At 40.8% G+C, this 24,450-nt stretch carries 22 protein-coding genes; 14 read left to right on the top strand and 8 right to left on the bottom strand.

What is annotated here, in order from left to right:
* Positions 1-145: 145 nt before the first annotated feature.
* Entirely contained in the window at positions 146-364 is a 219-nt protein-coding gene (locus ACFSGI_RS12315; RefSeq protein WP_204824427.1) for a hypothetical protein, read from the top strand.
* Positions 365-595: 231 nt separating this feature from the next.
* On the opposite strand, the gene ACFSGI_RS12310 is transcribed toward ACFSGI_RS12315, so the two are convergent.
* Entirely contained in the window at positions 596-757 is a 162-nt protein-coding gene (locus ACFSGI_RS12310) for a hypothetical protein (protein ID WP_204824426.1), read from the bottom strand.
* Positions 758-939: 182 nt separating this feature from the next.
* Between ACFSGI_RS12310 and ACFSGI_RS12305 the strand changes: the two genes are divergently transcribed.
* The 11 genes from ACFSGI_RS12305 (at position 940) to ACFSGI_RS12255 (ending at position 14,540) form a co-directional block, all read left to right on the top strand.
* On the top strand, positions 940-2,100 hold the full coding sequence (locus tag ACFSGI_RS12305) for a Gfo/Idh/MocA family protein (protein ID WP_204824425.1): 1,161 nt from the start codon (positions 940-942) through the stop codon (positions 2,098-2,100).
* Positions 2,101-2,152: 52 nt separating this feature from the next.
* Positions 2,153-3,097: an oxidoreductase gene (locus tag ACFSGI_RS12300; protein ID WP_204824424.1), complete on the top strand. Its 945-nt coding sequence runs from the start codon at positions 2,153-2,155 to the stop codon at positions 3,095-3,097.
* A gap of 39 nt (positions 3,098-3,136) precedes the next feature.
* Positions 3,137-3,859, top strand: coding sequence for a ThuA domain-containing protein (locus ACFSGI_RS12295; protein ID WP_204824423.1), 723 nt, complete (start codon positions 3,137-3,139; stop codon positions 3,857-3,859).
* Between the two features lie 356 nt (positions 3,860-4,215).
* The gene (locus ACFSGI_RS12290) at positions 4,216-6,285 is read left to right on the top strand and encodes a bifunctional aldolase/short-chain dehydrogenase (RefSeq protein WP_204824422.1); all 2,070 of its coding nucleotides are present in this window, start codon (positions 4,216-4,218) and stop codon (positions 6,283-6,285) included.
* Between the two features lie 420 nt (positions 6,286-6,705).
* Positions 6,706-7,920, top strand: coding sequence for an L-rhamnose isomerase (rhaI, locus tag ACFSGI_RS12285; protein ID WP_204824421.1), 1,215 nt, complete (start codon positions 6,706-6,708; stop codon positions 7,918-7,920).
* Positions 7,917-9,392 (top strand): rhamnulokinase, encoded by a 1,476-nt coding sequence (gene rhaB / locus ACFSGI_RS12280; RefSeq protein WP_204824420.1) that lies wholly within the window; start codon positions 7,917-7,919, stop codon positions 9,390-9,392. Before rhaI ends, rhaB begins: the two co-directional genes overlap by 4 nt.
* A gap of 20 nt (positions 9,393-9,412) precedes the next feature.
* A complete protein-coding gene (locus ACFSGI_RS12275; protein ID WP_204824419.1) occupies positions 9,413-10,171 on the top strand; it encodes a DeoR/GlpR family DNA-binding transcription regulator in 759 nt (252 codons plus the stop codon).
* A 232-nt stretch (positions 10,172-10,403) separates the two neighbouring features.
* A complete protein-coding gene (locus ACFSGI_RS12270; RefSeq protein WP_204824418.1) occupies positions 10,404-11,132 on the top strand; it encodes a (Fe-S)-binding protein in 729 nt (242 codons plus the stop codon).
* Positions 11,129-12,664, top strand: coding sequence for a LutB/LldF family L-lactate oxidation iron-sulfur protein (locus tag ACFSGI_RS12265; protein ID WP_204824417.1), 1,536 nt, complete (start codon positions 11,129-11,131; stop codon positions 12,662-12,664). Before ACFSGI_RS12270 ends, ACFSGI_RS12265 begins: the two co-directional genes overlap by 4 nt.
* Positions 12,657-13,490 carry a LutC/YkgG family protein gene (locus ACFSGI_RS12260; RefSeq protein ID WP_204824416.1) on the top strand — a complete coding sequence of 278 codons (834 nt, stop codon included), beginning with the start codon at positions 12,657-12,659 and terminating at the stop codon, positions 13,488-13,490. The genes ACFSGI_RS12265 and ACFSGI_RS12260 overlap by 8 nt, the downstream gene beginning before the upstream one ends.
* Positions 13,491-13,781: 291 nt before the next feature.
* Positions 13,782-14,540: an SDR family oxidoreductase gene (locus tag ACFSGI_RS12255; RefSeq protein ID WP_204824415.1), complete on the top strand. Its 759-nt coding sequence runs from the start codon at positions 13,782-13,784 to the stop codon at positions 14,538-14,540.
* 86 nt (positions 14,541-14,626) lie between these two features.
* Here the strand turns inward: ACFSGI_RS12255 and ACFSGI_RS12250 are convergent, their stop codons facing one another.
* Positions 14,627-15,829, bottom strand: coding sequence for an MFS transporter (locus ACFSGI_RS12250; RefSeq protein WP_204824414.1), 1,203 nt, complete (start codon positions 15,827-15,829; stop codon positions 14,627-14,629).
* A gap of 176 nt (positions 15,830-16,005) precedes the next feature.
* Between ACFSGI_RS12250 and ACFSGI_RS12245 the strand changes: the two genes are divergently transcribed.
* On the top strand, positions 16,006-16,590 hold the full coding sequence (locus tag ACFSGI_RS12245) for a TetR/AcrR family transcriptional regulator (RefSeq protein ID WP_204824413.1): 585 nt from the start codon (positions 16,006-16,008) through the stop codon (positions 16,588-16,590).
* An 81-nt stretch (positions 16,591-16,671) separates the two neighbouring features.
* On the opposite strand, the gene ACFSGI_RS12240 is transcribed toward ACFSGI_RS12245, so the two are convergent.
* The 6 genes from ACFSGI_RS12240 to nikA form a co-directional block, all read right to left on the bottom strand.
* Positions 16,672-17,664 carry an LCP family protein gene (locus ACFSGI_RS12240; protein WP_204824412.1) on the bottom strand — a complete coding sequence of 331 codons (993 nt, stop codon included), beginning with the start codon at positions 17,662-17,664 and terminating at the stop codon, positions 16,672-16,674.
* A gap of 362 nt (positions 17,665-18,026) precedes the next feature.
* Positions 18,027-18,815 (bottom strand): ABC transporter ATP-binding protein, encoded by a 789-nt coding sequence (locus tag ACFSGI_RS12235; RefSeq protein ID WP_204824411.1) that lies wholly within the window; start codon positions 18,813-18,815, stop codon positions 18,027-18,029.
* Entirely contained in the window at positions 18,815-19,618 is an 804-nt protein-coding gene (locus tag ACFSGI_RS12230; protein WP_204824410.1) for an ABC transporter ATP-binding protein, read from the bottom strand. The genes ACFSGI_RS12235 and ACFSGI_RS12230 overlap by 1 nt, the downstream gene beginning before the upstream one ends.
* A 3-nt stretch (positions 19,619-19,621) precedes the next feature.
* Positions 19,622-20,470 (bottom strand): nickel transporter permease, encoded by an 849-nt coding sequence (gene nikC, locus ACFSGI_RS12225; RefSeq protein ID WP_379283317.1) that lies wholly within the window; start codon positions 20,468-20,470, stop codon positions 19,622-19,624.
* Positions 20,470-21,420 (bottom strand): nickel ABC transporter permease, encoded by a 951-nt coding sequence (gene nikB / locus ACFSGI_RS12220; RefSeq protein WP_204824408.1) that lies wholly within the window; start codon positions 21,418-21,420, stop codon positions 20,470-20,472. The genes nikC and nikB overlap by 1 nt, the downstream gene beginning before the upstream one ends.
* 1 nt (position 21,421) lies before the next feature.
* Positions 21,422-22,957, bottom strand: coding sequence for a nickel ABC transporter substrate-binding protein (gene nikA, locus ACFSGI_RS12215; RefSeq protein WP_204824407.1), 1,536 nt, complete (start codon positions 22,955-22,957; stop codon positions 21,422-21,424).
* 278 nt (positions 22,958-23,235) lie between these two features.
* Between nikA and ACFSGI_RS12210 the strand changes: the two genes are divergently transcribed.
* Positions 23,236-24,441 (top strand): GTP-binding protein, encoded by a 1,206-nt coding sequence (locus tag ACFSGI_RS12210; RefSeq protein WP_379283954.1) that lies wholly within the window; start codon positions 23,236-23,238, stop codon positions 24,439-24,441.
* Positions 24,442-24,450 lie beyond the last annotated feature (9 nt).

Raw genomic sequence — 24,450 nt, 5'->3', positions numbered from 1 at the left:
AGATTCTACTTTAAAAATAAATCGTATTTGAAGTAGAATGTTCTATCAACATGGTATAGTAAAGATATTAATATAAAATCCATTTTTGAGATAATAAGTATTAATATAAAAGGCGCACCATAAGTATTGGAGGTGAGCACTATTTATGTTAAAAGGTAGAAACATAACAGGTATCATCGTATCCATTACGTATTGTTTGGTTTTGTACGAAATTTTACTTCGAGCACCAAAAGGTGAATCTCCCAATCATCCATTGTGGCACTACATGATGATTCCGATTGGTGCTATTGTTATCTGTTTTATTTTTGATCATATTATCAAGTTTGATTTCTTTAAAAATGCAAAAGATTCTAATGAAAAATAATAGTGTATATTTAGTGATCAGCAAGCAAAGTATCATTTATTTGGTATAGACTAGACTATAAATAGCTATTCAATAGAAAAAAAGCCTGTCATCAAAGCAGATAAATGCTTGATCACAGGCTGTATGTTGTAATAGTAGAGTGAACCTATATTTATTAATGATAGTGCATACAATAAAAATAGGATTTGCTCTACAATATTGGTATTAGATTAAAAAGAGTACTGACAAAGATTACTCTTTCTCAGTTTTATCGTCATCTCCGGCTGCTTTTGGAGAAGGTTTAGCTGTCCATTCATCGGCTTGCGGTTCGATATTGGAGCCATCCTCTTTTCTCTTTTTCTCCATCAGTGTATCTTCTGAATGAGTTTCGGGTTGTTTGTTTTCTTCTGTCATGGTTAACTCCTCCTCGAAATAAAATCTGTATAGTGTTCCTTGTTATATATACCCGTTCTCGCTTCTGACAAACATTGTTTTGGATTTCATTGTGATCGACTATTGATTCTGCCATAATAAAATCAGGTAAAAGATTGATATTCTTATTTATGAAAGCGTTATATTTCTAAGGAGGAGATCAGATGAAAGATATACATATTGGTATGATTGGGTATAAATTTATGGGGAAAGCGCATAGTAATGCTTATCGCAGTCTACCGATGTTTTTTCCAAAAGCAACCAAACCTAACATGTCTGTAATCTGTGGTCGTGATTCCAAGCAAGTTGAGCAAGCAGCAGAGCAACTTGGTTGGAACGAGTACGTAACAGACTGGCAAGATGTAATCGCTCGTCCTGAGATTGATCTGATTGATATTAACGCACCTAGTAATATGCATAAAGAAATTGCGTTAGCAGCCGTACAAGCGGGTAAACATATCTTTTGTGAGAAACCGTTAGCACTGTCTCTTGCCGATTCACGCGAAATGTTAGTAGCGGCAAAGCAAGCTGGTATTGTGCATATGATCGGGTTTAATTATCGCTTTTCACCTGCGGTACGCTTAGCAAAAAAATTAATAGATAGTGGACGATTGGGTAAGATTCGTCATTTTCGTGCCTGGTTCTTGCAAGACTGGTTGCTTGATCCCAATTTCCCTTTAGTCTGGCGTCTGCAAAAAGAAATTGCGGGCTCTGGATCGCATGGTGATCTGGGCGCTCATTTAATAGACCTTGCTCATTATTTGGTAGGAGATATGCAAGAAGTTATCGGTATGAGTGAGACTTTTATTAAGCAACGTCCGTTAGCCACCGAAATGACAGGCTTGAGTGCAAAAGGAAATCAAGATGGCCCGCAAGGTGATGTGACTGTGGATGATGCTACATTATTTATGAGTCGATTTGTAAATGGAGCTTTGGGAAGTTTTGAAGCGACTCGTTTTGCAGCAGGGCATCGTTCAACCAATTCTTTTGAGATCAATGGAAGTCTGGGAAGTGTCAAATTTGATTTTGAACGGATGAATGAATTAGAAGTCTATTTCACATCAGATGAAGCAGATACACAGGGATTCCGCCGGGTATTAGCCACTGATGATGTACATGATTATATGGATGCGTGGTGGCCACCCGGACATACGATCGGATTTGAACATACATTTATTCATGAAATGTTAGAAATGATGAATGCTATTACAGAACAACGACAAGCTTCACCGAATTTTGAAGATGGGGTGAAATGTCAGGCAGTACTTGAAGCTGTTGAGCGTTCGATTGAAGAACGTCGCTGGATTCATATCGCCGAAATGTAAAGCAAAATCAATACAGTAAGAAAAAGATAGTGAGATAAAGGAGGGACATTCGATGACTACACACTGGGATGAATCACAAGTGCCAGATATGCAAGGCAAAACGATCGTCATAACAGGCGCAAATAGCGGGATAGGTTATGAAGCGGCTACAATACTGGCTGGTCGAGGCGCAGAGATTGTGATGGCGGTACGTAATTATGAGAAAGGGCAAAAAGCAATTCAATCGATTCAGAATGTTCATCCGAACGCCAAATTACAATTAATGCGTCTGGATCTGAGTGAGTTAGCGAGTATTCGTCATTTTGCAGAAGAGTTCAGACAACAACATCATCACTTATCAATTTTGATTAATAATGCAGGTGTAATGATGCCTCCATATAGTCGAACACAGGATGGATTTGAATTGCAATTTGGTAGCAATCATTTAGGGCATTTTGCTTTGACAGGCTTATTATTACCTCATTTGTTAGCTACGCCACATGCTCGTATTGTGACGTTAAGTAGTATAGCGGCATATGCAGGGAAGATTGATTTTGATAATTTAGATGGCAGCCAGGGTTATCGTTCTTTTAAATTTTACAGTCAAAGTAAGCTTGCCAATATGTTATTTGCTCGTGAATTACAGTTACGTCTAGCACAACATCAAGCAGATACAATTAGTGTAGCTTGCCATCCGGGATTTACACATACCAATTTGGCTTCACGCGGTTCAGGCAAGCCGGTGAGCGGTATATTTGGATTGTTATCTCGTTCATTCGGACAACCTGCGTTGATGGGTGCTTTGCCTACATTGTATGCGGCGACATCTCCAGCGATTCATGGAGGAGAGTATGTAGGCCCGGATGGTAAAGGTGGACGTAAAGGATACCCCAAATTAGACGATCATATTGATAAGTTATATCAAGCAGATGTTTCACAGCGATTATGGGCATTATCTGAATCGTTAACAGGGGTTCAGTATGAATGGAAGCAACCTGAATTGGCAACACTGTCTTAATTTTGGCACGATCCATTAGAATACTAAGGAGTGTTAAAGATGAGAAAAGCATTAATCGTATGGGGTGGATGGGATGGGCATGAGCCGGAACAAGTCTCCCGAATATTTGCAGATGTGCTACAGGAAGCTTCATTTGAAGTAGAGCTTGCTAATGATCTAGAAGCATTTAGAGATGCAGACAAATTACTGGGACTTGATCTGATTGTACCGGTATGGACAATGGATGATATTGAACAAGAATTGGTCGATCATGTCTCTGCTGCTGTACAACAAGGTACAGGTCTTGCTGGATGTCATGGAGGAATGTGTGATGCTTTTCGCAAAAATGTCGATTGGCAGTTCATGACAGGTGGTCAATGGGTTGCTCATCCGGGCAATGATGGGGTAGAGTATACCGTTAATCTGAAGCAAAGTTCCAGTCCACTTGTAGAAGGAATCGCAGATTTTCAAGTGAAATCGGAGCAATATTACCTGCATATCGATCCCGCAGTAGAAGTGTTAGCCACGACTACATTTCCGATTGTAGATGGGCCACATCGCCTTAATGGTCAAGTGCAGATGCCTGTTGTATGGACAAAACGGTGGGGTGTAGGTAGAGTGTATTACAATTCGCTTGGTCACCATGCAGATATCGTAGAGATGCCGCCTGTCAAAGAAATGATGCGTCGTGGATTATTATGGGCAGCAGATGGCAAAACAAAAGCAAATGCAGATAACAATGCTACAGGTCAACTGTATTCAGGTATGGCAGATAGTCAGTAAATGTTATTATGTTGCTAACATATTATTAATTTCTAAAAACAAACTTCCAAAATGCATATGATTATAGTAAGCCATTGTAGAAGATACGCTATCAGGATATCGCTCTGTTTATTTAAAGAGCAATACACTGAAGCAGATACAGTGGCTTTTTTATGCAAATTAGTCATAGAGCAATATTTGTTAACCTGTATTATTTTTCTGTATAATTTTGAGTAAGCGTTAACAATATTGAAATTTAATCCGTTTATTTTTGTTTTATAACTTTTCAAATATATTCAAAAATGATATACTCCTATCAAAGCAAAACAAACATATTCAAATCACTATCCAAACTTATAATTAAATGGAGGAATATCATGATACCGAATCAGTGGAATACAGGGCAGGTTGCAGACATACAAGAAGGTGTAGATCAACTGGTGTATCGCTCTAATCTGATTGGCTCAGATCGTCGTGTATGTAACTGGGGTGGTGGCAATACATCCAGCAAAGAAATCACAACTGACTTTCGAGGTCGTGAGATTGAAGTGATGTATGTGAAAGGTAGCGGTTCTGATCTAGCCTCGATGGAAGCGAAGCATTTTACTGGATTACGACTTGATGATATTCGCCCATTGTTTGAAAAAGAAGAAATGCCTGATGATGAAATGGTGGCTTATCTTGCTAATTGTATGATAGATGCCAAAGCTCCTCGTCCATCGATTGAGACATTACTACATGCCTTTTTACCGTTTAAGCATGTAGATCATACGCATCCTGATTCAATTATTAGTCTTTGTTGTGCAGACAATGGTCAAGAAATCGCTAAAGATATTTTTGGAGATACTTTTGTGTGGGTTCCTTATATTCGTCCAGGATTCACATTGTCTAAAATGATCGCTCAAGGTGTACTGGATCATCCAAATGCTGAACTGGTGTTGATGGAGAAGCATGGTCTGGTCACATGGGGAGCAACACAGGAAGAATGCTATGCCAAAACGATTGAAATGATCAACAAAGCAGCCATCTATATCGAGCAAAAAGCATCAGAGCAACCTCTATTTGGAGGCGAAAAAGTACAGTCGCTTGAAAGCAAAAAACGTCGTGAAATGGTGGCTCACCTTATGCCAGCCGTACGCGGAGCAGTCAGCGATAGTAAACGCATGATTTTGACGTTTGATGATGCTGACGATGTACTTTCTTTTGTAAACGCCAACAATTCTCACGCATTATCTCAAGTAGGAGCGGCTTGTCCCGATCATCTTGTACATACCAAAATGACACCACTATTTATCGATTGGATACCAAGCGCTGAGGACAGTGAAGGACTCAAGCAAGCTGTGATTCAAGGGATTGACGATTACAAAAAGCAATATCAAGCCTATTTCAACCAGAATGCTCACGAAGGCGATGTGATGTTTGAAGCCGCACCGCGTGTCATCTTGATTCCGGGAATAGGTATGATTAATACCGGCAAAAGTCATGCCATGTCTCTGGTAAGTGGAGCGCTATATCATCGTGCGATTGCAGTGATGCGTGGAGCAACTTCACTTGGACAATTTGTGTCCCTGAGTGCATCAGAATCATACAATGTAGAGTACTGGCCTTTGGAATTATACAAACTGTCGCTTGCTCCTGCGGAAACCGAATTTTCACGTCAGATTGCTTTGATTACAGGTGGAGCAGGTGGAATTGGAAGTGAAACGGCTCGTCGCCTTGTAAGCGAAGGCGCACATGTTGTATTAGCAGACTTGAACTTGGAAGGCGCGCAAAAAGTAGCCGATGAAATCAATCAACAGTATGGAGCTCATCGCGCTTTGGCAGTACAAATGGACGTAACCAGTGAAGAGCAAGTAGCTCAAGCATATGCAGAGACAGCGATTCATTACGGTGGAATCGATATTATTGTCAATAATGCAGGGCTTGCTACTTCTAGTAAATTTGAAGATACAACGCTCAAAGAATGGAATCTGAATATGAATGTATTAGGCACAGGCTATTTCTTAGTCGCCCGCGAAGCATTCAAAATTATGAAAGAACAAGCACTAGGCGGTAGTATGGTATTTATCGGTTCCAAAAATTCAATCTATGCCGGCAAAAGTGTAACTGCTTATAGCTCTGCCAAAGCACTAGAAGCCCATCTTGCCCGTTGTATCGCAGCAGAAGGCGGAGAACATGGTATTCGTGTCAATACGATATTACCAGATGCGATTTTGCAAGGATCAGCGATTTGGAATTCCAACTGGCGCAATGAACGTGCTGCTGCATACGGTATCGAACCCGATCAATTAGAAGAACATTACCGCCAACGTACTACATTGCTCGTCAATATTTATCCAAAAGATATTGCGGAAGGCATCGCTTTCTTCGCTTCATCCAAAGCCGAAAAAACAACCGGCTGTATGCTAACTATAGACGGAGGAGTGCCTGCCGCATTCACTCGATAATCTTTGGTAGAAAGAAATAAAAGATACTAAAAAAGCAATACAAATTACATGACAAATCAGAACTATCAATAAACTCATTTCTATTATCCAACAATAGGTATAATATGGAAATTACGAATTATCTATCACAACAATTTTTTACTCACACTTATTATCATCATTGCATTCCGATCATAATGATTAAAAAATCGCCAAAACAAAATCAAAAAAATAAAAACATAAAAATAATCATTCCAATGATCAAATGAACATTCTATGCCAACAAAGTACTCGAAGTACTCTAAATGATCTCCCAATAAAGTAACATTAGCTACCTGAAAACCTAACCTTTAAAATCTTTACTTCATAGGTATCTCACTTCTCGGAGCGGCCCCCCACCATAGATACCTATTCCATAAAATTGCCAAAGGAGCCTATAAAATGAAAGCATACGCCTTATTTGAAGAACAGCAACAGTCCCGCGGAATTGACCTAAACACTGTTCGTTCAAGATTGAAAGCGCTACAAATCGAAACCCCTTCATGGGGATATGGAGATTCAGGAACTCGTTTCAAAGTATTTCAAAAAGTCGGTGTGCCTCGTACTCCGTTTGAAAAATTAGAAGATGCGGCTCAAGTGCACAAAGTAACAGGTGCTTGCCAATCGGTCGCTATTCATATTCCATGGGATAAAGTAGATGATTACAGCCAGTTGCGAAGTCATGCAGAAAATCTAGGGCTTACGATCGGCGCGATCAACCCTAACCTTTTCCAAGACGAAGATTATATGTTGGGGAGTGTAACGCATGCAGATGTGGCTATTCGTAACAAAGCGATTGCTCATCTCAAAGAGTGTGTAGATATCGCCAAAGAAACTAAATCTACAGATTTCAGTCTCTGGTTCGCAGATGGAACCAACTATCCCGGACAGGGTAGTATTCGTCAGCGTAAACACTGGATGCTTGAAGGATTACAAGAAATGTACAAAATCCTTGATCCTAATATGCGAATGTTGATCGAATACAAATGTTTTGAACCGGCTTTTTACCATACGGATATAGCCGATTGGGGCATGGCGTACAATTTATCGCTCAAATTAGGAGAACAAGCACAGGTATTGGTTGATACCGGTCATCATTTGCCCGGAGCCAATGTCGAACATATTGTATCGTATCTGATAGACGAAGGTCGCTTGGGAGGATTCCATTTTAATAGTTATAAATATGCAGACGATGATCTGGTTGTCGGTACTATGAATCCATATGAGCTGTTTTTGATCTTTTATCAGATTTTGGACGCGCTGGACAGTCAGGAACAGAAATTGGTCGATACGGTTAACAACATGCTCTATATGATCGACCAATCTCATAATATTGAATCCAAAATTCCTGCGATGATTCGCTCGGTGATGAATGTGCAGACGCAATACGCCAAAGCATTACTAATTGATCATCAAGAAGTTGCTGAAGCTCAGCGTAAAGGCGATGTACTTGGAGCAGAGGATGCGGTACGTAAAGCATTTGAATTTGATGTCACGCCATTGCTACATTCGATTCGGGAGGAGATCGGTGTTCCTGTTGATCCGATGAAAGCATATCTAAATGATCAATATGGTCAATCGATTCTAGCGAGAGGCAAAGGTGGTGCAAGCTGGTGAGTATTCTTGCTTATGATCTAGGAGCAGGCAGTGGACGAGCGATTATAGGTAGACTGACCGATAACCGGATCGTGACCCAAGAGATTCATCGTTTTGCTAATGAACCGGTCAAAATAGGGGATCGTCTACACTGGGATATTTTGCGTCTATATCATGAAATTCAGCAAGGACTAATCATTGCCAAGCAAGAGCATATGTTGCCTGAGAGTATCGGGATCGATTCATGGGCTGTTGATTATGGATTGATTGGGCGACATGGCGAACTGTTAGGCAATCCATATCATTATCGGGATTGGCATACGCATGGAGTGATGGAGAAAGTACAGGAGCATTTATCTCCAAGTGCTATTTTCCAAACAACAGGGATTCAATTTCTTCCCTTTAATACTATTTATCAATTAGCATCATTGCGTCAGAGTGATTCGCCTTTATTAAGTGAAGCCGAGCGCTTTTTGATGATTCCTGATTTATTGCGTTATTTTTTAACTGGCGAAATGATCAACGAATTTACAAATGCGACCACAACCCAACTTTTTAACGCCAAGCAGGGGGATTGGGATCGCAAATTGTTGTCCAGTATTGGTATTCCGGCTTCATGGTTCAGCACACCTGTTCAACCAGGAGCAGCGGCAGGGCGTGTGCGATCTTCTTTAATGGTTGATCTGGGCATCTCATCGATACCTGTGACGGCTGTAGCAGAACATGATACTGCTTCTGCTGTGGTCGCTGTCCCTGCTGTATCCAAGCATTTTGCTTATTTAAGCTGTGGTACATGGTCATTGATGGGTACCGAAGTGAATGAACCGGTTATTACAGAACAAGCGATGCAATGGAATTTTACGAATGAAGGCGGAGCTTACGGTACGTATCGTCTTCTCAAAAATATTATGGGGTTATGGATTTTCCAAGAAGTGAAGCGTGAAGCCGAGCGAGAAGGACATCATTATTCATTTGAACAATGGATTGATGATGCACAGCAAGCTCCAGCGTTTGCATCTCTTATCGATCCCGATGATGTATTGTTTCTTCATGCAGGCGATATGCGTTCGCGGATTCGTCAGTATTGTCGCCAGACTGGTCAGCAACCACCTGATACGTATGGAGCTATTACCCGTTGTATTTTTGAAAGTCTAGCTTTGAAATATCGCTATGTGCTGGAACTTACCGAACAATTATCAGGCAACACGTTTGAAGGATTGCATATGGTAGGTGGCGGTATCCAAAATAAACTGTTATGCCAGTGGTCATCGAATGCCATCGGTCGTCCGGTATGGGCAGGGCCTGCTGAAGGAAGCGCAATTGGCAATTTAGCGGTACAATGGATAGCACAGGGGACATTCAAAGACATGCAGGAAGCAAGAACAGTAATCCGTAATTCTTTTCCTATCGACATCTATGAACCGGAGCAGGTACAGGCCTGGGAAGAAGCGTACGGGCAATTTCTGCGATTGATTACAGTGTCTACCCAATAACGATACGGAGTGTGGCTGATATGTTGGTGGCAGAACGATACGATATGATTGTAAGACTGGTCAATGAAAAAGGAAGTATGCGCGTAACCGAACTCAGTGAGCAGTGTGAGGTGACTGAAGAAACGATTCGTCGTGATCTGGATCGTCTGGAACGTCAAGGATTACTACGTCGCTCTCATGGTGGCGCAGTCAGTGTTAAAGATGAACAACCGGAGACGCCTTTTTCAGAGCGTGAGATTACGTATGCAGAAGAGAAACGGCGTATTGCGCAAGAAGCGATTAAGCTGATTCAGCCGCAAGATCGAATTATACTGGATGCCAGTACAACCGCATGGTATATGGCGGAAAGTCTACCTGATATTCCACTCACCGTACTGACCAATTCCATTCGTGTGGCGACTCAACTTAGCAATAAAGAAAAGATTGATGTGATCTCAACAGGTGGTCTGTTGTTATCACGTTCATTATCTTTTGTCGGGCCGTTAGCTGAGCGTTCACTAGATACGTACTATGTAGATAAAGTATTTCTGTCGTGCAAAGGAATTCATGCTGAACGTGGGATTAGCGAGTCTAATGAAATGCAAGGACGAGTCAAGCAGAAAATGGTCGGTATGGCGGATAAAGTGATCTTGCTCGCGGATGCAAGTAAGTTCGGTGTACAAGCATTTACTCATGTGATGGATCTTAGTGAAGTACACGAATTGATCACAGATCGTCGACTATCTCCAGCGGTCGTCGACCAATTTAAAGAACAATCGATCAATGTTACGGTGGTTTGAGGAAGCTGATAGTAGACAAACAGACCTAACCTGTAATGAGGCAGTAGAGATGTATTACGCTCTCATAAGATAACGTTATGGATATCGAAATATAGCATTGATGTGAACCAAAACATGCATAAAAACAGGATACAAGTATGGGTAGCACTAGCGCATAGATATGTAAATAACAGATGGCAGTCGTAGAGGATATGGCTGTCATCTTATTTTATAGAGGAAAGTGGTGTGCAGATTGAAAGTATCATTATTTATTACTTGTCTGAGTGATGCGATCTATCCCAAAGTCGGTGAAGCGATGGTACGTCTATTAGCTGCACATGGTATACAGCTTGATTTTCCTTCCGTGCAGACTTGTTGTGGTCAGCCTTCTTACAATAGTGGGTACTGGGATGAGACAAGAACAGCAGCGCGCACGATTTTGAAAGCGTTTGAATCTAGTGACTTTGTCGTATCTCCATCCGGTTCTTGTACGTATATGATCCATCATTATCCTGAATTATTCAAAGACGAGCCAGAATATCTGGCATTAGCTCATGAGCTAGAAAGCAAAACATATGAATTTACTCAATTTCTAGTCAAAGTATTAGGGATTACCGATATAGGAGCAGCATTTCCTCACAAAGTCACATATCATCCGTCCTGTCATGGTAGCCGGCTACTTGGTATCAAAGACGAACCGATTGCACTGTTAGATCAGGTACAAGGATTAGAGTTAGTACCGTTACCTTTTGCAGAAGATTGCTGTGGGTTTGGAGGTACATTTGCTGTGAAGATGGCAGATATCTCGGGTGCAATGGTTACCGAAAAAGTCGATCATATCAAAGAAACAGAAGCTGAAGTATTGGTCGGTCTCGATATGGCATGTCTGATGAATATAGCGGGTAATCTTAGACATCGTGGTGAACATGTACGAGTGATGCACCTCGCAGAACTTCTATATGAAGGAGTGAATATACGATGAATCCAGCATCTTCTACACGTGGCACAGTGAAAGAACGGGCAGATATCGCTCTAAATGATGATTTTCTGCGCAATGCAGTTCGTTTTACAACCGATCGTCTACGTAGTGGCAAAAAAGTAGCATCTACCGAACATGGGAATTGGGAAGAATGGCGTGAACGTGGTCGGCAGATTCGCTTGCATACGATTGCTCATCTCGATTATTATCTAAATCTGTTTGTTGAAAATGCTCGTAGCAATGGAGTCCATGTCCATTTTGCAGATAATGCAGTCGAAGCGACAGACATTGTCATGACCATTGCAAAGCATAAAGAAGCGCAGTCTGTGATCAAATCCAAATCGATGGTTTCGGAAGAAGTGCATATTAACCGCGCACTCGAATTATCCGGGATCGAAGCGATTGAAAGTGATCTAGGCGAGTACATTATCCAATTAGCAGGTGAAGGCCCTTCTCATATTGTAATTCCCGCTATTCACAAAAATCGTTATCAGATTGCAGAATTATTATCTGAAGATGCTGGAGAAACGTTAGAACCGGATACTACGATTCTAGCAGGTTATGTACGGCGCAAATTACGGCAAAAATTTTTAGAAGCTGATATCGGAATGACCGGATGTAACTTTGCGATTGCAGAGACCGGTTCAATGGTGTTGTTTGAAAATGAAGGCAATGCTCGGATGGTGACGACGGTTCCTAAGACGCAAATTACATTGATGGGAATGGAGCGGATTGTCCCTTCATGGGCGGATCTTGAAGTGATGGCTACACTTCTTCCTCGTTCGGCTACAGGACAACGTTTAACAATGTATATGTCTGGTATTAATGGACCCAAGCGGACAGCAGATGCGGATGGCCCGGAAGAAATGCATATTATTATTGTAGACAATGGTCGCTCTCAGCAACTAGGTGATCCAGAATTTCAAGAATTGCTGAATTGTATCCGTTGTGGTGCTTGTCTGAATGTGTGTCCGGTCTATCGTCAGATCGGTGGTCATTCTTACGGAGGAACCTATAGCGGGCCGATAGGCGCAGTCTTAACGCCTGCGCTTAACAAAAATGTTGCCGAGTGGGATGATATTGCCAGTGCATCTAGTCTATGTGGAGCTTGTTATGAAGCTTGTCCGGTCAAAATTCCACTTCATGATATGCTAGTCTCGTTACGACGACGCAAAGTGGAACGTGGTCATGGCGACAAGCTTGAAGCGCTAGGTATGAAAGGATTTGCAACACTTATGGCAAATTCTAAGCGATTCGCACTTGCTATGAGACTTGGTAAAATTGCCCAAAAACCGTTAGTGCATAACAAAGGCATTACACTCAAATTAGGCCCTTTAAAAGGATGGAATACGTACAGAGTAGCACCAACATTAGCAGATCATTCTTTCCGCGATCAATGGAAAGAACTGTCTGCTGAGACTACTGCTCAACCGACAGCGATAGACCCTGCTGTTCAGAAGCGGATGGAACAGGTACTTGTAGATCGGCAAAATGGCAAGCATACAAGCCGAACAGGAGGAGTATCACATGAATAATAAAGATACATCTCATACTCAGTCTTTTTCTGCCAAGCCACCCGCAGTACCGAATCCTGAAAGTTCTCATCTTACGCCAGATCATGAACCAGCACCTTCATCACAAGCAGACTGGCTTTATGAATTACAGCAAAAGTCCAAAGCCCAACAGCAGACGTCTATGAATCATATTGCAGATCGTCTACAGCGTCCACGTATGCAAAAAGCACCTCAACATCCTTTTCGTGGCGCACCGGATACCTGGCACGATTTCAATTGGGATGAAGCTGAAAAAATCGAAAAATTCACCAAGCATTTTACTGAAGTAGGTGGCAATGTACTACGGATGCAGACGTTAGAAGAAGCAGGCGCTTTCATTGCAGATCAAAGCCGTTTGCTCAAAGCACGTTATATTGTTCGCCAGCAATTACCGCTAACAGAAGCATTAACACTGGAACAACGATTACCGGATGTACAGATATCAGCGTGGAATAGCAATACAGAAGAAGCCTGGAAAGCAAGAGCCGCCGAAGCCGATATGGGGATCGTCGTAGCAGACGGAGCCGCCGCTTATACAGGTACAGTTATGGTTACATCTTCTGAATTACAAGGTAGATCAGTAAGTCTATTACCCACTGTATGTATAATCTTACTTCCAATCAAGCATCTGCATACACGCTTAGGCGAATTACTACTACCCTGGGATACGAAGGGTAGAGAGAATCTACCCGCCGGTATCCATTTTATTTCAGGGCCTAGCCGTTCTTCGGATATTGAAAATGAATTAACGATCGGTGTACATGGGCCGGGTATTGTGTATACATTGCTGATTGATTCTATCGATTAGTCAACAGTTAATGAATATAGTTCTATACAAAAAGTACTGACTATAGCATTTGTAGTCAGTACTTTTTTATGTGGCAAAAGAAAACTGATAAACTTTCATCCGTCATAAATAGATCAATTTGGCTCCAAAATAAACGCATATTAAATGATAAAAGATAAGTATTTGGCGATATCATTTCATCTTAAAATAGCTTATTTTCAAATGGTTTTACCCAAGATAAGCTATCGTTTGTGTAAAAATGGGTATATGAATAGAAGTCCTATTTTTATAAATAGATGGAGGGGTATAACCATGAAAATGTCAGGAAATACGATACTTATTACAGGCGGAGCTTCAGGAATTGGCTTGGCTTTTGCAAAACGATTTATGGCACTCGGTAATACTGTTATTATCTGCGGTAGACGCCAAGAATGGTTGGAAGATGTACAAAAACAATATCCAGCATTACATACGATCGTCACCGATATTGCTGAAGAAGCTCATCGTGTTGGCTTAGCAGATCGTGTATTAACCGAGTTCCCGAAAGTAAATATGATTATGAATAATGCAGGTATACAGCGTAATTTCTCGATGCAAGATACGCAAATTAGTTGGTCGGCTCATCGTCAAGAGCTAGCAATCAATCTGGATGCGCCGATCCATTTGACGACGTTATTTTTACCTCATCTTCGTCAACAAAGTCATGCGGCTATTATCAATGTTACTTCAGGGCTTTCGTTCTCGCCCAAAGCATCTGCACCGATCTACTGCGCTACCAAAGCAGGATTACATTCGTTTACTTTATCATTGCGTCAACAATTATTAGGTTCACCGATCGATGTGGTTGAGATTATACCACCAGGGGTAAATACCGATCTCGGTGGTGTAGGCTTACATGATTGGGGTGTGCCTGTAGACGAATTTGCAGATAGTATTATGCAACGAATGGAAGCAGGTGAAGTAGAAGTGGGCTATGGTAGTTCTGAGAAATCTCGTCTGGCTTCACGAGCAGAATTAGATGAAATATTTCAAAATATGAATAACCAAAAAACATCTCCACAGATATTATAATCAACACTCTGATTTCTACTGCATACCCAACACGATTTATAAATAAATGAAGCAAAAATAATCACTGCTATCCGGTTCATCACAGGTCAAAACAAGGACTTGTGGTTAGCCGGATTTTTTAGTGTTAACCACCAGAATAATAAAGCGATCACACTGACTCCACCACCAAGATAACATACACCGCTCCAACCCCCATAACTATACATTATCGTTGAAGCCATCGAACCAATAGCACTACCGATAGAATAAAAAATCATATAACTGGCGGTTAAGCGACCACGTGCTTCAGGCAAAATAGTGAATAGCATACTTTGATTGGTCACATGAACAGCTTGTACTGCTAGATCCAATAATATAATCCCTAAGATTAACCAATATAAGGAGTATCCTATCCAAGACAAAGGTATCCATGATAACAGTAACAATACAAGCGCTATGCCTGTTGTCCATTGTGCTTTTCCTTGATCTGCTAATTTACCTGCTCGAACTGCTCCAAGTGTACCAGCAATACCTGCTAATCCAAATGCACCAATCGCTGTATGTGTAAGTGAAAATGGAGGGTCACGTAAAGGCAATACGATCGCAGTCCATAATATACTAAATGCGATAAAGATTAACATCGCTAAGACGCCACGTATTTGTAACAGGCGTTGTTGCTTATACAATTTCAGCATAGAAAAAAGTAATTGTGTATAAGATAACGAAGATTTCACTTGAGAGTCAATCGGCAATATTTTGAACAAGATCATAGTCATACCGCTCATAAGAAAAGCAGACACCAGATAGACAGACCTCCAACCTGCTAGATCAGTCAACCATCCTGCAAGGGAACGCGCAAATAAAATGCCAATCACAATCCCGCTGGTAACAATACCTACAATCTGTCCACGCTCTATAGGTTTAGCAAGAGAAGAAGCATAAGCAACCAGTGTCTGAGTGACTACAGCCAACCCTCCAACAATAGCTAATCCTCCGAACAAGATGTATACCGTTGGAGACAATCCTACAATCACAAGTGCAATCACCGACAATGCCATTTGCCCGATAATTAACGATCTTCGTGGTATCAGATCACCCAGAGGAACAAGCAAAAACAATCCTAGTGCATAACAAATTTGAGTTACAGTGATCACGATCCCAATCATTGAATGAGTAATACCAAATGTTAGAGCTAACGAGTCTAACAGTGGTTGCGCATAATAAATATTAGCGACAGCCAATCCACAAGACACTGCAAATAAAAAAGCGATAGAACGAGAAAATGGGCTATGTATACTTTGTTGCTTCATAGATAGATCATCCTTTATTCTGTATTTATTATACCGATTGGTACAAAATGATTCGCAAGCAATATAACCTTTCTGCAAATGGATTGTCAATAGAAATAAATTCACTTTGACAATAGAAAAGATCATCTATAAAATAATAATATACTGAATGGTACAAAAAGAAGGGATGGTTGGTGATGGTGCGCAAGCGTGAATTTAATGAAGAACAAGCTTTGGATGCGGCTATGCAATTATTTTGGGCAAATGGATTTGAAGCGACCTCTTTGACTGATTTGACGACAGAAATGGGAATACAGCGTCCTAGTCTGTATGCTGCTTTCGGTGATAAACGAGAGCTGTTTGAAGCTTCTTTGCGCAAATACAATCAATGGCATGCAGGATCGGTTCGTCAGCAATTGCAAAGTGATGTATCGGTACAAAAGGCATTTCGTGCTTTTTTTGAACAGATCGCTGAGGACGGGTATCGAGAGAATCCTAGCAGAGGATGTTTTTGTATTAATACGATGGTAGAACTAGCAACCCATGATGAAAAGATTGAAATTGTAACACGCGAACATCAGATGTATTTGACTGTTATTTTTCAAGAGCGCTTAGAGCAGGGAGTACAAGCAGGACAACTACCAAAAAGCGTCCATACCAAGTCACTGGCACAGACGCTAATTGTATCGTTAATAGGACTTACAGTGATGTTGAAGTCACGACCGGAACGTTCTTTTATCCAACATTCGATTACAGGCATTTTGTCTTTGTTAGAGGATTAAATTTTAGATCTATAAGAGATACGAAACACAAATCAAAAAGCGTCTATACCAATGTACTGGCACAGACGCTAATCGTTATGTCTACTTCTGATCAGTTGTATCTGAATCAGAATCATCGTTGCTTTCAGATAATTGTTCCTGCACATATTCGTGCAATTTCTGTGTATCTATGCCTATTACTGAAGCACCTTTGACTTTGATTTCTTGCAGTAGATGATTCGGTGGAATCTGTAATTTTTCCGTTTTATCCAGATTGATATCTAAGCCGAGTGAAGATAATTTGATCATATCAGTCAGTGATAGATTGGTATGCAGATAAGGTGCAATCGAACTCAAAATACTAGGTAATTTGACAATCGAAGTCGAGCTTTGCAATTCTGCTGCTAAAGCAGTTAAAAACTTACGTTGACGCTCGGTACGGGTAAAGTCTGATGTAGCATCATGGCGAAAACGTACATATTGTAGCGCATGAGTACCATCTAAATGCTGTAACCCTTTGGTCAAATGAATATCGTATCGGTGCTGATCGCCACCATCGGTATAATCCATATCTTTCTCTACATCGATCTCCACGCCACCGATTGTATCTACCAATGTCTTAAATCCTTCAAAGTCGATTGTTACATAATAATCGATTGGAATCCCCAGTAGATTACTTACGGTTTCTTTGGCAAGTTCGACACCACCATATGAATATGCCGCATTCAACCGACTGCTTCCATGACCCGGAATATCCACATACGTATCTCGCAAAATAGACATTAAATATGCTTTTTTGGTCACAGGATCAATCGTGGCTACCATCATCGAATCCGAACGTCCATTGCTATCTGCATCCCGGGTATCTGTTCCCATCAATAAAATATGCACCGGTTCTTTACCATCCCATTTGGGAATGGCTACAGGAGCAGCTTGATCGTTATCAGTAGTCGGGGAATGATACGTATCATCTGCAATCGAAATTGTATGAGCAAACTGGTAAATCGAATATGTATAATATCCAACAGTACATACACCTAGAATCAAACAAATGCTTACAATCCATTTCCATTTCTGTAGTATTTTTTTTAGCAAATGATCAACCTCACTTATTGTTATTCTTATCGTTCATACATCTTTATAAATCATATGGATGTATGAACAATTTGTCAATATTATAGAGTATTTACCTTATAAATAGATAACATATACCTATAAAACTATCGAAAAGATATCTTTATATACATAATGATTGCAATATGAAAAAATAAAAAACCTTTTCGGAAGTAGAGGGAATATCTACTGTCAAAAAGGCTTTCATAAGATAGGGCTACAAAGTCATAAGAATAGTAAATTTCAAATTTGTAAAAAAGTATCTATTCAAAGTATATCTTCAACGTATCTGCTCAAAAATGGTGAAAAGTACTTGCTGAACCTAAGCACAGAAATGGATTAGATTATGCCAAAAATACATCCAGCAAAGAAGCAGTATATTCATGTCGTTCTTTATGATACAGATCATTTGCAGCAAATTGATCAACAATCTGTCCATGACGCATAACAACAATACGATCGCTCATCTGGTACACTGCTGCTAGATCATGTGAAATAAATAAGTACGATAAATGTAGAGATTGTTGCAGTTCTTGCAATAATTTTAATACAGCCGCTTGGCTAGTGACATCCAGACTGGCTGTTGGCTCATCCAATACAATCAGATCAGGTTCAGTACTGATCGCCCGGGCTATCGTTACACGCTGTTTTTGTCCACCACTTAATTCATGCGGATACGCAGATAACAATGTTGCTGGCAAATGAACCTGTTCTAACAATTGCGTAGCGATCTGTTGCCGGTTGTAGTTATTGGACGAGAGAAAAGAAGGGCGTACTGTTGGCTGTAGATCGAGCGGTTCCATTAAAGAGTCAATAATAGTGAGCTTGGGATTGAGTGCGGCTGTTGGATGTTGAAATACAGCTCCAATACGTTGACGTGCTTGACGAAAAGCAGATCCTTTCAGCGAATGATACGGTTGTTCTCGAAATTCAATCGTACCTTGATCGAACGATTCCAGACGTAACAGACAGCGTGCCAGTGTGCTTTTACCACTACCGCTTTCACCGACAATACCGACACATTCTCCTTGACGGATCGTTAATGATACATCGGACAGTGCAGGAGTGTGATGATCATTATACGTTTTGGTGAGATGTTCTGCTTTTAAAATCGTAGGCAATACAGTAGTCATTAGTTCTTCACCTGCTTATTCTGTAACTCTAGCCGATAGCGAGAAGGTAATTTGGGAATCGATGCTAACAATTGAACTGTATAAGGATGTGTAGGATGGAAAAAGATATTGTGACTTTTTCCAGATTCTACGACCTGACCGGACTTCATAATCAGTAACGTATCGGCTGTGCGCTGTACCTGACGTAGATCATGCGTAATCCACAAAATAGCAATACCTGTTTCTTGCTGAATACGCTGAATCAACGTAATAATCGAGCGAGAAGTGAGACTATCTAACGCTGTAGTCGGTTCATCTGCAATCAATACTTTGGGCGATAGAAGTAGTGCTGTAGCAATCGCAGCACGTTGTAATTGTCCGCCACTCAATTCAAACGGGTAGCTATGATAGACTTGCTTGGCAGGTAATTCAACTTGTCCTAATCGTTCCAGACAAGCAAATTGACGCTGTTGACGGGAAAGGGAAGTGTGAGCGCGCATCATTTCATCCATTTGCTTGCCAACTGTAATAAATGGAGTAAAAGCCCCCTGATAATCTTGAAACACATAGGCAATATCTCGTCCACGAATAAATCGCAGTTCGGATTCAGGTAAATGCAACAGTTGCCGACCTTCTAACTCAATACTGCCATGCGCATGAAGATCCGCCGAAAGTAACCCTCCTATAGCTAGACTGGTTAACGTTTTACCGCTTCCACTTTCACCGGCAAGAGCTAACCACTCTCCGCGTTCTAACTGAAGATGTAGCGGATGAACAAGTGTATGTGATTGATGATGAACCGTCAATCCTTGTATCGATAACATAGGTTACACTCCTTTGCGGGATAAAATAGAAGAGGTCGAACGTTTGGACGTTGGTTGGACATGAACATCGTACCGATCACGTAACATATCGCCCCAGCTATTAGTCAGTAACACAGTGATCACTATACATAATCCCGGGAAAATCATAAGATGTGGAGCCGTCTGAAAATATGTTCTTCCTTCACTCAACATAGCTCCCCATTCAGGGCTAGGCGGTTGTGGACCAAGACCAATATAGGAGAGCGAAGCGATCATCAAAATAATTTTACCGATATCAAGTGTAGCCAGTACCAGCAGGTTACCGATTGTATGTGGCAAAATATGCTTTACAACTAATTTCCAGGGCTTCATACCACTGAGCTCCGCAAGACGGACATAATCTTTTTGTCTTTGTTCGAGTACAATACTTCGTACTAACCTTGCATAACTAACCCATTTGACAGCTGTAATCGCAAAGATAAGATTCATTAACCCCGGCCCGAGCAATCCACTTAAAATCAAAGCAAAAATATAATCGGGCAATGTCATAAAAGCATCGATGATTTTTTTGAATACTTTATCTAACCAGCCACCGATATAACCGGATAGCAATCCAAAAGGCACACCGATCAGTAGCGATACGAACATAATCGTCAGACTAATTCCTACTGTTGTACGAGCACCTTCCATCATACGAGATAACAGATCTCTTCCCAGATGATCTGTTCCTAACCAGTGCAGAGCACTAGATGTCTGAAGCCGATCGCTCATTTGAATATGATAAGGATTATAGGGCGTCCAGAACAGAGCGAGAATCAAGAATAAAAGGAATAGACTCAAGATGGTATAACGTAATCCTGTTTTTAAGCTCATCATGAAGTCGCTCCTTTTTTCCGCTGACCGATCGCAATCGCTGGATTAATATAACGATATGACCATTCTACAAGCATATTCAATACCACGATAAAGATACTCATAAATAGCATATATCCTTGAATAATTGGATAATCCCGCGCAGTAATAGCATCTACAATCCATTTGCCCAGACCAGTATAAGCAAATAGGACTTCAATTACTACTGTTCCTCCAAGCAGACTACCAATACTTTCACTAAAAACAGTTAATAACGGAATAAGACTATGACGCATAAGATGAAATGTGAAAATACGATTTTTGCCTATTCCTCTTGCCCGAGCAGAACGAATAAATTCCTGATGACTACTTTCCAAAATACTCGCTCGCACCAATCGCACATAGACCGCAGACATCGCGATTCCAAGTGTAATCGAAGGTAGAATCAGATGTTGCCATGAACCTTCACCCATAGAAGGCAGTATTCTAAGCTTGACTGCAAATAGATCGATTACTAATAAACCTAACCAAAAGCTTGGAATCGAAGAACCGATCAGTGCAAATATGCGACTGATATGATCAGTTAATCGCCCCCGGTATAAAGCAGACAATATACCGAGTGGCAGTGAAATGATAATCATAACAAGTAGCGAAGTACCTGTCAGCATCAGGGTATACGGAATTTTCTCAATAAATTCAATAAAAACGGGTCGTCCGGTCATATACGAGTTACCGAGGTCTAACGAAAATAGATTTTGGAGCCAGTAACCGTATTGAATAAAGACTGATTGATCTAATCCTAATTGTGCTCGCATCTGCTGAATCTGATCATTGGTTACAGCTACATCGTCTACCCGCAACATACTACGTACCGGATCACCGGGTACAAGCTTGAGCAGACAAAAGCTGACAAACGATAAAATGAACAGAAACAGCAATAAGCCTGTTATTTTTTGTACCAAAATACGCATATTAATTCACATCCAGATCTTTCGTTAACATGTAATATTCGCTTTTGCTTGTTACCCAACCAGTAACACGTTGCTGATGAGCTACAAAGTTATTCGGATGAATAATATACGAATGTAGCAATTGACGATCAATCATTTCCACAGCTTGTTGAGCAATACGGTTACGTTGATCAGCATCTACCGTTTGATTTAATTGTTGGATTAATGTATTTAATTTGGCATCTTTGACTTGTCCATAATTTAGCCCACCTGTAGGTGTATAGACCGAGTTCAACAAGTAACTGGCATCACCGCGTGGTGCTGTAATAAAGCTGTAGATCGTCATATCCCAATCTTTATTTTCTGCTAAATACTCATCTGCATTGTCTACTTGTTGAATATCTAGCTTAATTCCTAATTGAGCAGCATTGGCTTGCAATAACTGAGCAATTAGCGGTAATTCAGCACGTGATTGATAAGTGACCAGTTTGAAAGTTAAAGGTGCTCCATTGTCAGTGACTTGTCCATTAGTCACTGTATATCCAGCTTGAGCAAATAAAGTACGTGCACGCTCGATATCAAATGGCTTGTCTGTATACGAAGGAGAAAATGGTGAATCTGTTAAAAAAGGCCCTTTGGCTACAGAAGCTTGACCTGACATCACTGCGTCTACAATCTCTTGACGATTCAAAAGGGAATCGATCGCTTGACGTACAGGTAATTTGACCAGATGTGTATTATCCATATTGTAAATTAATTGATGAGCACGTAAGCCGGGAACCGATTCGATCACTAGATTCGGATCATTTTGTAATTGAGATAGACTTTCTACAGGGAAGCGATAGACAACATCGGCGTTACCAGACTGTAGAGCAAGTAGACGAGCGTTAGCATCTTCATTAAAAGAGAATGTAGCTTCATCTAATTTCACCTGTCCATCCCAGTACGTAGGATTACGCTTCACATTCACTTCTATCCCTGGCTTGAATTGGGATAAGATAAAAGGCCCTGTACCACTTGGTGTATTAGCATCGACAGCCGTATCTATAATCCCTGTATTCGGATGTACCAGTTCTGATGGAAATTGAGGAAGAGGCGTATCAGTAACAATCTGCAACGTTTGCCCTTTAGCTGTCATTTTCTCAATATGTAGAGCATTACGAATAGCAGGATTTTGTTGAATGACACGTTGTAGCGAAGCTTTAACGGCTTGTGCATCGACAGGTGTGCCACTATGGAAAGTAATATCAGGACGAATCTGGAATGTCCAGTGTTGTCCATCTTTACTTTCCCATGAAGTCGCTAGCCAGGGTTGTAATTGTTGCTGATCATCGACTTTAACCAGTGTCTCGCTAATCCCGGTACGAGAAGCTGTATAGTTCACATCGGTATGTGGATCAATCGTATTGCTTTGCACATTAAAGAGTAGAGTTAGCTTTTTGGTAGTTGCTTCACTACCTGTAGAAGACAACGGTTGCGAAGTACAACCGCTTAATAGTAGAACAAGTATTACTAATGAGATCGTGTAACGTAGATGGCGAGAAAAAAATGTAAACAAGAAAAATCCCCCTTATATATAGTCAATCTGTACATACAATGTGTAGTCATGTTGATGTTCTATAACGTAAATAGATCGATCATCAACAAAGCGACTTCTAAATAATAATCGTTACGATTACTATTGTAAACTAAAAATTTGTATAAATAATTGTGGTATGAACGTATTTTCATATCATTTATACGTTAAAAATGATTTGACAAACTAGAAATAACAGGAGTACAGTGTATTCATGGATTTAATAGTAATTATTACGATTAAAGAAATGCGAGGTGTTAATCTTGACTATGATTGAACAAGCTTCTAAGATTCCGGTAACCGTATTGAGTGGTTATCTAGGGGCAGGCAAAACCACATTATTGAATCATGTGTTAAATAATCGCGAAGGCTTGAAAGTAGCAGTGATCGTGAATGATTTGAGTGATGTGAATATTGATGCAGACCTTATTCGTGATGGCGGAGGATTATCGCGAACCGATGAGAAATTAGTGGAAATGTCTAACGGATGCATCTGCTGTACTTTACGTGAAGATTTATTAGTGGAAGTAGAACGGCTTGCTCGAGATGGACGTTACGATTATTTATTGATCGAATCAACAGGTATCGGCGAACCGGTTCCTGTAGCTCAGACGTTCAGCTATATAGATGAAGAACAGGGCATCGATCTGACACAGTTTACTCGTCTGGATACGATGGTTACTGTTGTTGATGCGCAAGGATTCTGGAACGATTATTATTCACGCGAATCTCTTGCAGATCGTGGACAAGCCGCAGGTGAAGACGATACACGCCGGATTGTCCATTTATTGATTGAACAGGTTGAATTTTGTGATGTATTGATTTTGAATAAATGTGATCTGATTGAACCTGATGAATTAGAACGATTAGAAACAGCACTACGTGGACTGCAACCGAATGCCAAAATTATCCGTTCCACATATGGCAAAGTAGATCCACACGAGATATTGAATACAGGTCGATTTGATTTCGAGCAAGCGAGTCAATCGGCAGGCTGGATACAGGAGATGATGAAAGAAGAACATACACCGGAGACGGAAGAGTATGGAATCAGTTCTTTTGTATATAAACGCAAAGTCCCTTTTCATCCAGAGCGATTGTTGCAATGGATCACCCAATGGCCACAAGAAGTCGTACGGGCGAAAGGGATTCTCTGGTTAGCTACGCGTAATCGGACAGCGATCTCGTTCAGCCAAGCAGGGAGTTCTAAGCAATTATCGCCGGCTGGCTTATGGATCGGCGCTCTTACAGAGGAAGAAAGGCAGTATCATTTAGGAGACAATTATCCATTACCTCCAGATTGGGATGAAGTGTGGGGCGATCGGGTAACCAAGCTTGTAATGATAGGAATCCATCTGGATCGTGAGAAGATAGAACAGTCTTTAGATCAGGCTTTACTGACAGATGAAGAAATGAACTCCAACTGGAAAAAGTTCAAAGATCCTTTTCCCCAATTAGGTCAATAAATAAGTCAA

This window comes from Paenibacillus nicotianae (genome assembly GCF_042681745.1).
In the GTDB taxonomy this organism is placed as follows: domain Bacteria; phylum Bacillota; class Bacilli; order Paenibacillales; family Paenibacillaceae; genus Saccharibacillus; species Saccharibacillus nicotianae.
Note: the sequence above shows the minus strand (reverse complement) of the source record. Positions and strands in the feature narration are given on the sequence as shown.

Coding starts and splice junctions, on each gene's coding strand:
- rhaI (WP_204824421.1), top strand. CDS start 6,706: ATGAAAGCATACGCCTTATTTGAAGAACAGCAACAGTCCCGCGGAATT.
- ACFSGI_RS12260 (WP_204824416.1), top strand. CDS start 12,657: ATGAATAATAAAGATACATCTCATACTCAGTCTTTTTCTGCCAAGCCA.
- ACFSGI_RS12290 (WP_204824422.1), top strand. CDS start 4,216: ATGATACCGAATCAGTGGAATACAGGGCAGGTTGCAGACATACAAGAA.
- ACFSGI_RS12300 (WP_204824424.1), top strand. CDS start 2,153: ATGACTACACACTGGGATGAATCACAAGTGCCAGATATGCAAGGCAAA.
- ACFSGI_RS12305 (WP_204824425.1), top strand. CDS start 940: ATGAAAGATATACATATTGGTATGATTGGGTATAAATTTATGGGGAAA.
- ACFSGI_RS12310 (WP_204824426.1), bottom strand. CDS start 757: ATGACAGAAGAAAACAAACAACCCGAAACTCATTCAGAAGATACACTG.
- ACFSGI_RS12275 (WP_204824419.1), top strand. CDS start 9,413: ATGTTGGTGGCAGAACGATACGATATGATTGTAAGACTGGTCAATGAA.
- ACFSGI_RS12245 (WP_204824413.1), top strand. CDS start 16,006: ATGGTGCGCAAGCGTGAATTTAATGAAGAACAAGCTTTGGATGCGGCT.
- ACFSGI_RS12315 (WP_204824427.1), top strand. CDS start 146: ATGTTAAAAGGTAGAAACATAACAGGTATCATCGTATCCATTACGTAT.
- ACFSGI_RS12255 (WP_204824415.1), top strand. CDS start 13,782: ATGAAAATGTCAGGAAATACGATACTTATTACAGGCGGAGCTTCAGGA.
- ACFSGI_RS12265 (WP_204824417.1), top strand. CDS start 11,129: ATGAATCCAGCATCTTCTACACGTGGCACAGTGAAAGAACGGGCAGAT.
- nikB (WP_204824408.1), bottom strand. CDS start 21,420: ATGCGTATTTTGGTACAAAAAATAACAGGCTTATTGCTGTTTCTGTTC.
- ACFSGI_RS12235 (WP_204824411.1), bottom strand. CDS start 18,815: ATGACTACTGTATTGCCTACGATTTTAAAAGCAGAACATCTCACCAAA.
- ACFSGI_RS12250 (WP_204824414.1), bottom strand. CDS start 15,829: ATGAAGCAACAAAGTATACATAGCCCATTTTCTCGTTCTATCGCTTTT.
- ACFSGI_RS12295 (WP_204824423.1), top strand. CDS start 3,137: ATGAGAAAAGCATTAATCGTATGGGGTGGATGGGATGGGCATGAGCCG.
- nikC (WP_379283317.1), bottom strand. CDS start 20,470: ATGAGCTTAAAAACAGGATTACGTTATACCATCTTGAGTCTATTCCTT.
- ACFSGI_RS12230 (WP_204824410.1), bottom strand. CDS start 19,618: ATGTTATCGATACAAGGATTGACGGTTCATCATCAATCACATACACTT.